This window comes from Kribbella kalugense (genome assembly GCF_004365875.1).
Classification (GTDB): domain Bacteria; phylum Actinomycetota; class Actinomycetes; order Propionibacteriales; family Kribbellaceae; genus Kribbella; species Kribbella kalugense.
Map to the genome: position 1 here is coordinate 2,153,907 of NZ_SODF01000002.1, position 14,125 is coordinate 2,168,031.

13 protein-coding genes are annotated in these 14,125 nt (G+C 67.3%); 4 read left to right on the plus strand and 9 right to left on the minus strand.

Features of this window, described 5'->3' with window-relative positions; all coding sequences use genetic code 11:
* Nucleotides 1-154: 154 nt before the first annotated feature.
* From pstS to EV650_RS28160, 5 genes are all read right to left on the minus strand, one after another.
* A complete protein-coding gene (pstS, locus tag EV650_RS28140) occupies nt 155-1,267 on the minus strand; it encodes a phosphate ABC transporter substrate-binding protein PstS (protein ID WP_134121979.1) in 1,113 nt (370 codons plus the stop codon).
* 220 nt (nt 1,268-1,487) lie between these two features.
* On the minus strand, nt 1,488-2,771 hold the full coding sequence (locus EV650_RS28145) for a hypothetical protein (protein ID WP_134121980.1): 1,284 nt from the start codon (nt 2,769-2,771) through the stop codon (nt 1,488-1,490).
* An 87-nt stretch (nt 2,772-2,858) separates the two neighbouring features.
* Nucleotides 2,859-3,332: a bifunctional nuclease family protein gene (locus EV650_RS28150; protein ID WP_134121981.1), complete on the minus strand. Its 474-nt coding sequence runs from the start codon at nt 3,330-3,332 to the stop codon at nt 2,859-2,861.
* A 140-nt stretch (nt 3,333-3,472) separates the two neighbouring features.
* Nucleotides 3,473-4,351, minus strand: a complete 879-nt coding sequence (locus tag EV650_RS28155; RefSeq protein WP_134121982.1) for an NUDIX hydrolase — start codon at nt 4,349-4,351, stop codon at nt 3,473-3,475.
* 30 nt (nt 4,352-4,381) lie between these two features.
* The gene (locus EV650_RS28160; protein WP_134121983.1) at nt 4,382-6,541 is read right to left on the minus strand and encodes an RNA degradosome polyphosphate kinase; all 2,160 of its coding nucleotides are present in this window, start codon (nt 6,539-6,541) and stop codon (nt 4,382-4,384) included.
* A 105-nt stretch (nt 6,542-6,646) separates the two neighbouring features.
* On the opposite strand from EV650_RS28160, the gene EV650_RS28165 reads away from it, so the two are divergent.
* Complete coding sequence (locus EV650_RS28165; protein ID WP_238174496.1) at nt 6,647-7,705, plus strand: alpha/beta hydrolase; 1,059 nt, start codon at nt 6,647-6,649, stop codon at nt 7,703-7,705.
* Between the two features lie 87 nt (nt 7,706-7,792).
* Here the strand turns inward: EV650_RS28165 and EV650_RS28170 are convergent, their stop codons facing one another.
* From EV650_RS28170 to mshD, 3 genes are all read right to left on the minus strand, one after another.
* Nucleotides 7,793-8,716 (minus strand): PKD domain-containing protein, encoded by a 924-nt coding sequence (locus EV650_RS28170; RefSeq protein WP_134121984.1) that lies wholly within the window; start codon nt 8,714-8,716, stop codon nt 7,793-7,795.
* Nucleotides 8,713-9,366 (minus strand): DUF6318 family protein, encoded by a 654-nt coding sequence (locus EV650_RS41170; protein ID WP_369409964.1) that lies wholly within the window; start codon nt 9,364-9,366, stop codon nt 8,713-8,715. The genes EV650_RS28170 and EV650_RS41170 overlap by 4 nt, the downstream gene beginning before the upstream one ends.
* Nucleotides 9,367-9,603: 237 nt before the next feature.
* Entirely contained in the window at nt 9,604-10,512 is a 909-nt protein-coding gene (mshD, locus tag EV650_RS28180) for a mycothiol synthase (protein ID WP_202874953.1), read from the minus strand.
* A gap of 145 nt (nt 10,513-10,657) precedes the next feature.
* Between mshD and EV650_RS28185 the strand changes: the two genes are divergently transcribed.
* Both EV650_RS28185 and EV650_RS28190 read left to right on the plus strand, forming a co-directional pair.
* Entirely contained in the window at nt 10,658-12,547 is a 1,890-nt protein-coding gene (locus EV650_RS28185) for a bifunctional metallophosphatase/5'-nucleotidase (RefSeq protein ID WP_238174497.1), read from the plus strand.
* Between the two features lie 133 nt (nt 12,548-12,680).
* On the plus strand, nt 12,681-12,989 hold the full coding sequence (locus tag EV650_RS28190) for a hypothetical protein (RefSeq protein WP_134121988.1): 309 nt from the start codon (nt 12,681-12,683) through the stop codon (nt 12,987-12,989).
* 4 nt (nt 12,990-12,993) lie between these two features.
* On the opposite strand, the gene EV650_RS28195 is transcribed toward EV650_RS28190, so the two are convergent.
* A complete protein-coding gene (locus tag EV650_RS28195) occupies nt 12,994-13,701 on the minus strand; it encodes a response regulator transcription factor (RefSeq protein WP_134121989.1) in 708 nt (235 codons plus the stop codon).
* Nucleotides 13,702-13,862: 161 nt separating this feature from the next.
* On the opposite strand from EV650_RS28195, the gene EV650_RS28200 reads away from it, so the two are divergent.
* The gene (locus EV650_RS28200) at nt 13,863-14,102 is read left to right on the plus strand and encodes a MoaD/ThiS family protein (RefSeq protein ID WP_134121990.1); all 240 of its coding nucleotides are present in this window, start codon (nt 13,863-13,865) and stop codon (nt 14,100-14,102) included.
* Nucleotides 14,103-14,125: the final 23 nt, after the last annotated feature.

Sequence of the window (14,125 nt, forward strand, 5' to 3'; positions counted from 1 at the left end):
CGTGCCGTCTGGACTACTCATCGATCGTGCTCCAAGCGCCTGAGTCGTGATTCACGTCTGGGTCTGACGAGGCGAAGCCCCGGCCGTCTTCCGATGATTCGGACCGGCCGGGGCTCGCATCAGTACTGCTTCGCGATCAGTTGATTACTCTGACTCAGCTGATTGCCTGGATGGCAGCGTCGACCTTGGTCTGGATCTCGGCCGGGAGCGGCGCGTAGTTCAGGTCGGTCAGCGAGGCCTGGCCGTCCTTGCTGACGAAGTAGCTCAGGAAGCTCTTCACCAGCGCGGTCTTCTCGGCCGGGAGACCCTTGGTGCAGGCGATCTCGTAGGTGACCAGGATGATCGGGTACGCACCCGCGGCCTTGGTCGCGTAGTCCAGCTTCAGGGCCAGGTCGGTCCCGGTGCCGGCCGGCTTCGCGGCGGCCAGGGCCTTACCGGCGGAGTCGGCGGTCAGCTCGATCGGGGTGCCCGAGCCGTTGTCGATCTGCGCGATGGTCAGCTTGTTGTCGACGGCGTACGACCACTCGACGTAGGTGATCGAGTTCTTGGTGCTCTTGACGCCCTCGGCGACACCAGCGGACTTCTCCTTGCCGGCGCCGGTGCCGGTCCACTTCTTCGCCGGCGCGCCGGTCCAGGCGCCACCGCCCGAAGCCTGCAGGTACTTGGTGAAGTTCTCGGTGGTGCCCGACTCGTCGGAGCGGAAGAAGACCGAGATCGGGGCCGACGGCAACGTCACGCCCGGGTTCAGCTTGGCGATGGCCGGGTCGTTCCAGGTCTTGATGGTGCCCTGGAAGATCTTCGCGGCGGTCGGTCCGTCGAGGATGAACTTGCTGACACCGTCGACGTTGATCGCGATCGCGACCGGGCCGATCACCATCGGCAGGTCGATGGCCGGGTTACCCGCGCAGCGCTTGGTGGCGGCGGTCATCTCGTCGGGCTTCAGCGCCGAGTCGGAGCCGGCGAAGTCGACCTGGTTCGCGTTGAACTGCTTCACACCCGCGCCGGAACCGGTCGGGTTGTAGTTCACCGTGACGTCGGCGCACTTCTCGTTGTACTTGCTGATGACCTCGTCGATCGCGTTCTTCTGCGCCGAGGAGCCCTCAGCGTTCAAGGTGCCCTGCGGGCACTCGGCGCCGGCGGACGACGACGAGCCACTCGGGCTCGAGGATCCGGACGGCGTCGGGTCACTGCCACAGGCGCTCAAGGCGAGGACGCCGAGGGATGCCACGGCGACGGAGCCGACGCGGAGCAGGCTATTGACGGACACGAGAATGTTGCCCTTCTGCGGGAATCAAAGACTTCTGAACTTCCACAGACGGTAGGGAGAGCAGGTGACCGACCGGTCCGTCGCTGGTGAACGAGCGGTGAACGGTTCCAGTAGCGTGTGCGACGACTGGCGTGCCGACAGGCGGCCAGTAGGTGAACTGAGTTAAGAGCCGTCACGCTCCGTCGATGTAAACGGCCGTTGGCTCACGTTCCGGTAACGCTCAGCGCACTGTCAGGGTGAATGCCCGACTGCCGGTGGTCTGGATCGGCAGCCCGTAATACGTCATCCCCGGGACGGCAACACGGTACTGCGTCGTCGTACCGCGCCCTGCGGCCCGGATCGACATCGTTGCCTTACCTTTAACAACCGGCACGGTCAGCACACTGCGCCAGGACTTGCCGTCCCACCGCTGCAGCGCGCCCTTCACGGTCCCGCCCGGCTTCACATCCACGGTCAGCTTCACCATCTGCCCGACCTGAGCCGTCCGCACGTTGAACCCGGCCACCGCGAAGTCCGCCAGCGTGGGGATGTACTTCGAGCCCGAGATCGCCATCGCCGTGACCGTCGAATAGCCCTTCCAGGCCGGGGCGTAGAAGCGGTACTCGCGACCGCCGACCGCGACCGGCCGTGCCTCGAATCCGGACAGGTCGAACGAGGTGTAGCGCCCGGCGTACTCCCAGGGCTTGGCGGCACTCGCCCTGGTCTGCATCGTGATCGGAATCCCCGCGCCACCGAACAGCCGGCCCTTGCCGCAGTTGCCCGGGTTGTCGCAGAGCAGCGCGCCGGCGATACCGGAGATCGTCATCGGCTTGCCGAAGACGCCGTACGCCGGTCCGGCCTTGAGGGCGAACTTCATGTCCGTGTAGTCGACCGCGTCGGGTGACGACCCGCCCCACTCGTTCGTCGCGATGACCCGGGACGTCAGCGGACGGGGGCGTGGCGGCACGACCGCGGTCGTGGTGCCGACCGGTTGCGAGAACTGCTCTGTCTTGTCGGCGGGCCTGGACCAGACCTTCACGACGACCTCGCCGACCTTGCCTACCGGCAGGTCCAGCGGATCGCCCGGCGTGCTGTCCTTCGGAGCCGGCGGGTTGGTCCAGGTGAGCCGCAGGGAACCGTCGGCCTGCGGAACCGCGGCGGTCACGGTGGGAGCCCCGGGGATGTTCGTGTCGAACCAGGGTGAGTACGCGGCTGCGCTGTCGCCGGTCGCGTCGGTCGATACCACGGCGACCCGCGCGGTCTTCCCCCACTGCACTGCCCAGTCATGGTTGAAGTCGTTGTCCGAGGTAGCCAGCCAGCCCGTGGGAACCGTTCCGTCCTGGTACTCGATGCGTACCTTGTTGGAGGCCCCAGCATCCGTCCAGCTCACCCGCATCAGGCTGGTCGCCGCGTCGGCCCAACTGACCTGCACCTCGGTCGGCGGCGCCGGTGCCGCGTGGGCGGGCACGGTCTGAACAGCGCCGAGCAGTACGGCGGCAACCGCGGTCGCGGCGAACTTGCGCATGTCTGATTCCCCCAGGTGAAGAGCGCCTGGAGGTCACCCCTGCCGCCAGTGCGAGATCGGATCTTAGCGCACGGCGCGGGGGCGTTGTCAGCTGGAGAAGTCCTCCGGGGCAACGCTGTCGAGGAACTGGCGGAAGCGTTCGAGCTCGGCCTGCTCTTCTTCGGGGGTGGCGACACCGGCCTCGCGGAGTACCTGTTCGGTGCAGCGGATCGGCGTACCAAGGCGGACAGCGAGGGCGACCGAGTCGCTCGGTCTGGCCGAGACCCGGGTGCCGTTGGCCAGCACCAGCTCGGCGAAGAAGACGGCGTCGCGCAGCTCGACGATCTCGACTGCCTCGATGTGGACGCCGAACGCCTGGATCAGGTCGCGCATCAGGTCGTGGGTGAGCGGCCGCGACGGACGCAGGCCCTGCTCCTCGTAGGCGATGGCGGTGGCCTCGACCGAGCCGATCGAGATCGGCAGGTAGCGGTAGCCCTCGGTCTCACGCAGCATCATCACCGGGGCCCGGTTGGGCGATTCCATCCGGATCCCGATCAGTGTCAGTTCTCGCATCATGGTCATGGTGCGCCCCGAACCTCTCCTCAGACCGGCACCCGGTGGGGCGCCGGTTCCTCGGGTAGGAACATACCCGTCACCACCAGTGTCACCCGGCCGCCCCGTCGGCTGTGCCTGGATCGTCACCGAGCCGTGTCGCAGTGTGCTCAGGGAGCCCTGAAGCGTTCATGGACCACGCGCCCGTCAGCCAGTCGGTGCGCGACCAGAAAGGCACCTGTGGAGAACTTGCCGACCTTCAGGCCCAGCTCCCGGGACAGCGCCGGCAGCACCGGTCGATGCGAGCAGACGACCGTCACCTTGCCCGGCCGCCACACGCGCTCGGCCAGACCACGCAGGCCGTCCGGATCAGCGTCGTACCCACGCTCGGAGATCTCCGGCCAGAGGTGGATGTGCCGGCCGATGGAGGCGGCGTACGGCGTGACTGTCGCGGCGCAGCGTTCCGCGTCGCTACTGATGATCCGGTCGGCACCCAGTGCTGCCAGTACGTCGGACAGTCGCTCGGCAACCGCCGTACCAGTGCTGGTGAGTGGGCGTACTGCGTCTTTGCCGTCCCAGTCCTTCCGCTTCACTGCCTCCGCGTGCCGGACCACGATCACTGTGGCCACGACCGGCACCACGTCGTCCAATGCGTCCAGGATGTCCACGTCACGGGGGTAGCTGAGCTGGGCGCGCGCCTTGTCCACCGGGAGCCAGTCGATCTCGTCCACTTCGTCGTTCGGCTCGAAGTCGCTCTCACTGACCGGTACGGCGGACCAGTAGTGGACCATCTTCTGGTTGATCCCGCCGTTCTTCCGGATCGGGTAGCGCTGGATGCCGAGCGGTGGACCGAGGACCACCTGCTGCCCGGACTCCTCCTCGACCTCCCGGCGCGCGGCGAGCAGCACGTGCTCATGCGCGGTCAGCTTGCCTTTCGGAAGTGACCAGTCGTCGTACCGGGGTCGGTGCACCAGCAGCACCTGGCGGGTGCCGCGGCGCTCCCGCCAAACGACAGCCCCCGCGGCGATAACAGTCGCCGGGTTACTCATGCGCTCACTCTAGGAATCGTGCTCCGTCGGTTAGCTGATGGGGTCGACCGCCCGGCGGCGTCCGCGCGTCGCGATCAGTCGCTCCTGCATGTCGCGCAGCGGCTCACCGTCCTGGCCGATCAACCGGGCCTGCCAGGTGTCGTCGGCCTGCAGCCACCAGGATCCGGTGGTCTCGTCCATCGCCAGGTCGAACATCTCGCCCAGCTCGATGACGTGGTCCGGCTCCTTCAGCTGCACCAGCACCTCGACCCGGCGGTCCAGGTTGCGGTGCATGAGGTCGGCGGAGCCGATCCACACCTCCGGCTCACCGCCGTTCTCGAACATGAACACCCGGCTGTGCTCGAGGAACCGGCCCAGGATGCTGCGGACCCGGATGTTGTCCGACAGCCCGGGTACGCCGGGGCGCAGCGTGCAGATGCCGCGAATCCACAGGTCCACGGGTACGCCGGCCTGTGACGCCCGGTAGAGCGCGTCGCAGAGGGCCTCGTCGACCAGGCTGTTCACCTTGAACCGGATCCGCGCCGGGCGACCGGCCAGGTGGTGCTGCACCTCACGGTCGATCCGCTCGACCAGCCCCCGCCGTACCGACTGGGGAGCGACCAGGATCCGCCGGTAGCCCTCGCTGCGGCTGAAGCCGGACAGGTGGTTGAACAGCTGCGCGACGTCCTCGGTGACCACCTTGTCGCTGGTGAGCAGGCCGAGGTCCTCGTACAGCCGGGCGGTCTTCGGGTGGTAGTTACCGGTCCCGATGTGGGCGTACCGACGCAGGCCGTCCGGCTCGTCGCGGACGACCATCGACAGCTTGCAGTGAGTCTTCAGACCGATCACGCCGTACACGACATGGCAGCCTGCGTGCTCCAGCTGACGGGCCCACTTGATGTTCGCCTGCTCGTCGAAGCGGGCCTGGATCTCGACCAGGACCAGGACCTGCTTGCCGGCCTCGGCGGCGTCGATGAGCGCATCGACGATCGGTGAGTCACCACTGGTCCGGTACAGCGTCTGCTTGATCGCCAGTACGTGCGGATCGGCGGCGGCCTGCTCGATGAAGCGCTGGACGCTGGTGGAGAACGAGTCGTACGGGTGGTGGACCAGCACGTCGCGCTGCTTGAGGGCGTAGAACATGTCCGCCGGGTTGGCGGTCTCCACCTCGGCCAGGTGCGGATGCGTCGACGGAACGAACCCCGGGTACTTCAGCTCGGCCCGGTCCAGGCTGGCGATCGTGAACAGTCCACGCAGGTCCAGCGGACCCGGGACCTCGAACACCTCGGCCTCGGTGACGCCCAGCTCGGACAGCAGCAGCGCCCGCACCTGCGGGTCGATCGACTCCTCCACCTCGAGCCGGACGGGCGGACCGAACCGGCGGCGCAGCAGCTCCTTCTCGAGCGCTGCCAGCAGGTTCTCCGCGTCGTCCTCCTCGACCTCGAGGTCCTCGTTGCGGGTCACCCGGAAGGTGTGGTGCTGGGTGACCTCCATGCCCGGGAACAGCTGGCCCAGGTGGGTCGCGATGACGTCCTCGAGCGGCACGAACCGGCCCTCGGCCACCTTCACGAACCGCGGCAGCAGCGGCGGCACCTTGACCCGGGCGAAGTGCTCGCCGCCGGTGTCGGGGTTGCGGACCACGACGGCGAGGTTGAGGCTCAGGCCGGAGATGTACGGGAACGGGTGCGACGGGTCGACCGCCAGCGGGGTCAGCACCGGGAACACGCGGTCCCGGAAGAACCGGGTCATGTCCTCGCGTTCGCTGTGCTGCAGCTCGTCCCAGCGGAGGATCTCGATGCCCTGCTCGACCAGCGCCGGCTGCACCGACTTCCGCCAGGTCTCGGCCTGGCGGTCCATCAGCTCACGGCTGCGGGTGAGGCTCCGGTCGAGCACCTCGCGCGGCAGCAGCCCACTGGCCGCCCTCACCGCGACCCCAGCCGCGATACGACGCTTCAGACCGGCAACCCGGACCATGTAGAACTCGTCCAGGTTGCTGGCGAAGATGGCCAGGAACTTGGCCCGCTCGAGCAACGGGATCCGGTCGTTCTCGGCCAGTTCCAGCACCCGCTGGTTGAACGCCAGCCAGCTCAGCTCGCGATCGGAAAACCGATCCACCGGAAGGTCGCCGGCCGCACTGATGTCGTACGGCGGCTCGACGTCGTACTCCCGGTTGTGGGATGCCAGCAAGTCTCCAGCCACGCCGACCAGCATCGCATCCTTTCGTGAACATGGGGTAGCCGTCCGCGCGTTCGCCGATGTGACGTTTTCGTTCCTCCGGACCACTTACTGGGGAGACGGTTGCTAGCGTCACTCCTTGTGAACTCACGACTGGACTCGGCATTCCGTGACACGGCGACCGCCGTACAGGCGAACGCGCTGACCCCGCTGTACGCCCTGCCCGCCGCCGTCCGGCGCCGCCTGGCCGGCGCACCGGTCCAGATCGACGGCAACACCCTCGATCCCGACCTCCAGTTGCTCCTCAAGGTCGAGAACCTGTTGCCTCGCACAACCAAGACCGACGCGGCGACCGCCCGCGCCAAGTTCCGCGCCCTGTGCCGGCTGATCCCCGGCAAGCCCGCCGAGCTACAGCGCGTAACGGACCTCACCGTCCGCGGCGCCGCCGGCCAGCTCGGCGCTCGCCTCTACGTCCCGCGGGACGCCGGTCGCGGTCTGCTGGTCTTCTTCCACGGCGGCGGATGGGTCGTCGGCGACCTCGGCACCCACGACGGCCTCTGCCGCGCGATCGCCGCCGACGCCGGGATCCGCGTCCTCTCCGTCGACTACCGCCTGGCCCCCGAGGCGCCCGCGCCTACCGCGGCCGAGGACGCCATCGCCGCCTTCACCTGGGCCGTCGACCACGCCGAAGACCTGGGCGTCGACCCGGGACTGGTTGCCGTCGGCGGCGACAGCGCCGGCGGCAACCTGGCGGCCGTGGTCGCCCAGCAGTCCGTACGCCGCGGCGACCTCCCGCGCCCCGCCCTCCAGGTCCTGCTCTATCCCGCTGTCGACCTGGTCGCCCGCCGCCCCAGCCGGGATCTCTTCTCCGAGGGCTTCATCCTCAGCGAGGCCGACATCATCTGGTACCGCGACCACTACACCCCCGACCCCACCCTCCGCCCCGACCCGATCGTCTCCCCACTCCGCGCCGAAGACCTCACCGGCCTCCCACCCACCTACCTCACCACCGCCGGCTTCGACCCCCTCCGAGACGAAGGCCTCGACTACGCCAAAGCCCTCACCTCAGCCGGCAACCCCCTGACCCACGTCCCCCACCCCACCCTCACCCACGGCTACGCCAACCTCCTAACCCTCCCCGGCAAAACCCGCCAAGCCCACACCCACCTCGTCAACCACCTGAGGTCAGTCCTGCATTAGCCCGCCTCTGGACGACTGACGATCACAACTCATTCGAGGCCGACAGCGTCGCCCTCATGGCCGGCTTGGCCGCGCGGAACGAACCGCTCAGCGGCCAGGGTCGACGAGTACAGGGACGGCCTCACGAACCAGGAGCGGGGTGGCTGGACCGGTGATGGGGACCGTGCCGTCGACGTACTGCCAGCCGGTGCCGGCGACGTTGAAGCGGGCGGCGTAACTGGTGGTCAACGTCAGACTGACATCACCACGCTTCATGTACTTATGCGTGATCTCCTTCGACGGGTACGGCTTCCCCGGCGTACTCGTCGTCAACGCCGGACTCCCGTCACCGAAGTGCCACGTGTAACTGATCGGCGTCGCCTCAACCTCCACCGGGAAACCGAGCAGCGACACAGTCGTCGTCGACACCTTGCTGTCGTCGGTGTAAACGATGGTGTCCAGATTGACCAGCGTCCGCCCATTCGGCTGCACCTTCACCGAAAGCCCAGGAAACACGACGTTCTTCGTCTCCGAACGCACCTGCTCCCACGTGATGTCCTCAGGCCGCGGACGCACTACCTCCGGCGGCAACGTACGTTCAGGAATCCGCCTCCCGACGCCACCAGGCTGACATCGGGTCGGACCAGGCACCGTTCCATCCGGCTGCATGAGGCCGCAGACGCCGATGTTGAGTTTGATGTCACCTCGCTCGGTGGCCGATGTCGTCAGATCATCCTTGGATCGGCGAGGTTTGGTCGGCTTGTTGGCCGGTCCGGCAGGCAGTCTGGACTTCGCCTTGCTCTTCTTTCCGGCGTTGCCTGCGGCTAGCCGGTCGGTGGTGCGTTTCGTCGCGCTGGTCGTGATGCTGTCTTTGTTCTTCCTGACCTTCACCGGCGGTGGGTTTCCAGGATTCCGCTCCGGCGCGGCTGCTGCTTGGTGCACTAGCGGAAGGTCGGCCGATGCCCAGGAGTTTCCTGGCTCCGCCAGAGTGCCGAGCAAGAGTCCTGCCGCGATACCCAAAGCCAATTTCATTGCTTCGTCTGTTTCATCTCGTACATGATCCAATTTCCACCCTTGGTGGACAGTGCGAATTCACGGGTGTACTTGGACGGTTTGCTGACCAGTGGAGCGTCAGCCTTCGTCTCTTTACTCGTGTATCCGCCGACGCTCAGAGTGGCCGATCCACCCGCGAACCCAGTCTTCCCGCGAGTCAACTCCGGTACGTCGGTGATGTGCTCGTGGTAGTCGCCGACCAACAAGCCGTTGGTCGCGTTGGATTTCGCGATGAAGGCTGCGTAAGAATTGCAATTCTCGCAGCCTGAGTCACTGGCCGCCAGAAGTGTGGTCGTGTCGCCGGTGTCCGCTGCATAATTCATGAGGTCGCTGTAATAGCGGACGAATTGTTCTGCGGCCGCGAGCGTGACCCCCTGGGCAGTACTCGGTCGATCTGGTGCAGCGGTCGGGACAGTCGATGTCGGAGGCGTCGTACCGCCCGGACTGGGCTGTGTGCTTACGGATGATTCGGCGCCCGTGCTGCCAGTGGGCGGGGCCGTGTTTGGGCGGCCGGCTTCGGGGCTGCCGCCGCAGGCGGTTAGGAGTGTGGCGGCGCCTAGGCAGGCCAGGAGTGTGGTGGTTGGCCTGTTGCGGTGTGTCACGAGTGTCAGCCCTCCGTAGTCGGACACGATCGTAACGGGCTGTGGGCGCTTGGCTCCATGTCAAAAGGTGCAGCCTGTGGACAACGTTGAGGGGCCAGGAGCCGCCCGGCTGGGGGGTTAGAGGCTCGGACGGCTCCCGGCTGTTGATGGGACGGGTGGGGGCGGGGTTTATGACGCGAAGTGAGCGAGTGACTTCGCTGTGATGTCGTTCACAGCCGCTCCAACCCCGCAGCCGGTCCACCAAGCTGCGGATCCTGAGGTGTGTTAGGCGGGGGCGTATTGGACGTCTAGGGCGGCGGTTTTGAAGCCTAGGTTGGTGTAGAGGGTGCGGGCGGCGGTGTTGGTGCCGTCTACGTAGAGGACGACGGCGTCCAGGTTGCGGTCGTCCTGGAGGTGGTGGAGGCCTTGGAGGGTTAGGGCTTTGCCCAGGCCGCTGCCTTGGTGGATGGGGGAGACAGCTACTACATAGACCTCGCCGACGCCGTCTTCGACCTTGGTCCAGTGGAAGCCGGCCACCGCGCCACTAGTGGAGTCGACGGCCAGGAAGAAGCCGTTGGGGTCGAACCAGGGTTGCTGGAGGCGCTCGGCCAGGTCGGCGGCGGTCCAGCTGCCCTGTTCGGGGTGGTCGGCGAAGGCGGCGGCGTTCACCTCCAGCCAGGCTGCGTCGTCCTGTCCGGGGACAAACGTTCGTACGGCGATCCCGTCGGGCCAGACCGGATCCGGCAGCGAAGCCCTGGTACGGCGGAGGAAGTAGAGCTCCCGTGTGACCTCGAGGTTCAGGCGGTGGGCCAGCTCGTCGGAGCCGGGGAGGCGGCCGTGTGCCCAGACGCGGGTACGAGTGCCGCCATGGTCGAGCAGCATGCGGAGGAGCGCCGTACCGAAGCCCTGTCGTCGGAAGGTTGGGGCGACGACGAGCTCCGCCGAGCCGTCCGGGGACAGGGCGCCGTACCCGACCAGGTTGCGGGCGCTCTGCAGGCCGCTGACCTCGATGGTGCCCGGATCGCCGTCGTAGGCGAGGACGTGGACGTCGTCGGGATGTTCGCCGTCGAGGTGCAGGAGGGTGCGTTCGGAGAGCGGGTTGACGCCGTCGCTGTGTGCTGCGGCGCGGGCGATTTCCGTGACGGCGGCGGCAGTGGCCGAGGGCAACGGTGAGGGAACGGCTTCGAGGGTCACGTGAATACCGTAAAAGGTCCGGCTGAGTTCATGCTCAGGTCCTGGCGGGGGCGCGCCGCCTTGGGTAGTTTTCGCGGCACCGCAAGGAATTCGCGGGACCGCTACCCGCGGTGACCCAGACGACGACGGACCAAACGGAGTTGAAATGGCCCTGACAGGACGAGACAGAGCGCGGCTGGGGGGACGGCGAGCGGTCGGACTGCTCGCCGCCGGGACGGCTGCGGTGCTCGCCTTGGCCGCGGGGGGATCCGTGAGCCAGGCTGCCGGTACGACGCGGTCGAGTGCGGCAACGCAGTCCACCGCCGACCAGGCGACCGCCGACCAATCGGCTGCAGCCCAGTCGGCGGAGACCCAGTCGCAGGCGACCGCGAGCCAGGCGGCGAAGCCGAAGCCGACCCACACCCAGATCCAGATGCTCGCCATCAACGACTTCCACGGCAACCTGGAGCCGGCGACGGGTTCGGGCGGCAACATCAACGGCATCCCGGCGGGCGGCGCGGCGTACCTCGCGACGTATCTGAAGGATCTGCGGGCCGCCGCGAAGGCGAAGGGCCAGGAGTCGGTCACGGTCGCTCCCGGTGACCTGATCGGCGCCTCGCCGCTGCTGTCGGCCGCGTTCCACGACGAGCCGACGATCGAAGCGCTGAACGGGATGGGCCTCGAGGTTGCGTCGGTGGGCAACCACGAGTTCGACGAGGGCTGGCACGAGCTGCTCCGGATGCAGACCGGCGGCTGCCTGCCGGACGGCGACGGGCAGAACAACCAGAACTCCTGCCCGGACGCGAAGCACCCGTTCACCGGTGCCAAGTTCAAGTACCTCTCCGCGAACGTGTTCTTCACCAACACCCAGAAGACCCTGTTCGCGCCGTACACGATCAAGACCTTCAAGAACGGCCAGAAGGTCGGCTTCATCGGCATGACGCTGGAGAACACGCCGAACATCGTCACCAAGTCCGGTGTCGACGGACTGACCTTCAAGGACGAGGTCGAGACCGCGAACGCGCTGGTCCCGGTGCTGAAGAAGAAGGGCGTGAAGTCGATCGTCGTGCTGCTGCACGAAGGCGGCTTCCCGGCCGACCCGAAGGCGTACAACAGCTGCCCGGGCATCTCCGGCCCGATCGTCGACATCAACGCCGGCCTGGACCCGGAGATCGACGCGATCATCTCCGGCCACACTCACCAGGCCTACAACTGCTCGCTGCCGGACAAGGCCGGTAAGCCGCGCCTCGTGACCAGCGCGTCGTCGTTCGGACGCCTAGTGACCGATGTTCGGCTGAGCATCGACAACGCGACCGGCGACGTCGACCGGGTGAACACCCTGGCGAACAACCAGATCGTCACCCAGGACGTGGTGCAGGACCGCAAGACCGCCGAGCTGATCGCGAAGTACAAGAAGCTGGTCGCGCCGATCGAGAGCAAGGTGATCGGCCACATCACCACACCCTCGGTGGTGCGGACGAACGACGACTCGCTCGAGTCCCCACTGGGGAACCTGATCGCCGACGCGCAGCTGGCCGATCCGTCCGTGGTGTCGGGCGGGAAGACTCCGGTCGCGGCGTTCATGAACCCGGGCGGCATTCGCGCCGATCTGGCGTCGACCGGTGGTGCGGTCACCTTCGGGCAGGCGTTCACCGTGCAGCCGTTCAACAACTTCCTGGTCTCGATGGACATGACCGGGGCGCAGATCAAGACGCTGCTCGAGCAGCAGTTCTCCGGGCTGAACGGGCCGGAGGACGCGAAGTTCAAGGTGCTCCAGGTCGCGGGCATCACCTACACCTGGAACCCGGCCGCCGCGGCGGGCTCGAAGGTGGTCGCAGGCTCGATCAAGATCGGCGGGCAGCCGCTGGTGGACGCGACGTCGTACCGCATCGTCACGAACAACTTCCTGTCCGACGGCGGTGACGGCTTCCCGGCCTTCACCACCGCGACGAACAAGGTGTTCGGCGGGCTCGACATCGACGCGTTCGCCAGCTACCTGACCGCGCACGACCCGTACACCCCGGTCGCCACCGACCGCATCTCGATCGGTTCCTGAGCGGCTCCGTCCCGGCGTACTTCGGTACGCCGGGACGGGACCCAGGCCCGGGCGAGGTGGACGGCTGACGGGTTTTTCGTTCCGCGAAAGGTCCTGGTACCTTGCGTATTCAGGCTTTCACGGAAGGTGAGCGATGGCGCACGTTGCTCCGACTTCGCATCGGCGGACCACTCGGACGTCGCATGGCGGGCATCGCAGCGGTGACGGGCCGGTCCAGATCACCAGCTGGCTCGGGTTGACCTTTGCATTCATCGTGGGGCTGGTGCTGTCCGCCCAGTCGCACGTCGGCGTTCACGCCGCTGGGATCACCTTGCTGGTGATGCTGGTGCCGATCACGGTCGGGACGTTCGTGGCGGCGTTCCGGCAGGGCGTCGGGTCCTGGAAGGCGGCGCTGGTCACAGCGGCCGCCCTCGCGATCACCTTGCTGAAGTTCGTCCTCTAAGAGGTCAGGCCTTCACTTCGGCGGGTTCGCGGGTGCTGGGCGGGACGACGAAGCGGTAGCCGACGTTGCGAACGGTGCCGATCAGCGACTCGTGCTCGGGGCCGAGCTTGGCGCGCAGGCGGCGTACGTGGACGTCGACCGTGCGGGTGCCGCCGAAGTAGTCGTAGCCCCAGACTTCCTGCAGGAGCTGCTCGCGGGTGAACACCCGGCCGGGATGCTGGGCGAGGAACTTGAAGAGCTCGAATTCCTTGTAGGTCAGGTCGAGCGCGCGGCCGTTGAGCTTCGCCGTGTACGACGCCTCGTCGATCACGACGTCGCCGCTGCGGATCAGCGTGGATTCGGGCTCGTCGTTGCGAGTCGCGGCGAGGCGGCCGATGACCAAGCGCAGGCGGGCCTCGATCTCGGCGGGGCCGGCGGTGTCGAGCAGTACGTCGTCCGCGCCCCAGTCCGCGTTGACCGCGGTCAGGCCGCCCTCGGTGACGACCAGGATCAGCGGAACGTCGATGCCGGTGGTCCGGATCAGCCGGGAGGCGCTCCGCACGGCGACCAGGTCGCGGCGGGCATCCAGCAGGACGGCGTCGGCGTCCGGCGCGTCCACCAGCGCGGCCACCTCGGGAGGCAGGATCCGGATCTGGTGCGGGAGCAAGGCGAGCGAGGGCAGGACCTCGGCGGAGGCCTGCAGCGCGTTCGTCAGCAGAAGCAACGTGCTCACGCCGTCTCCTTGTGCTGATCATCGGACCCTGAAACTGCGATCCGGTCCTCGTGCACGTCAGGCCCCGGCGGCGTCGTTGCCGGGGGCCTGAGACACACTGGGTCTAACAGCAAGCTGACATAATAGCCGAAGACTTAACCGCTTAGTGAGGCCCCGACCAGATGCCGGAAGTGACCATCAGGTACTTCGCTGCCGCTCGTTCGGCAGCGGGCGAGTCGTCGGCGACCGCTGAGGCCCACTCGATTCGCGACCTCGTCAGCACGGTTTCGACCGACCGGCCGGAGCTGGCGCGGGTGCTGTCGATCTGCACTTTCCTCCTGGATGGTGAGCGTGCCGACCCCGGTACGCCGCTCAGGGAGGGCGCCCTGGTCGACGCCCTCCCGCCGTTCGCCGGCGGCTGAGCCCAAAGCCTGATCCCAAGAGC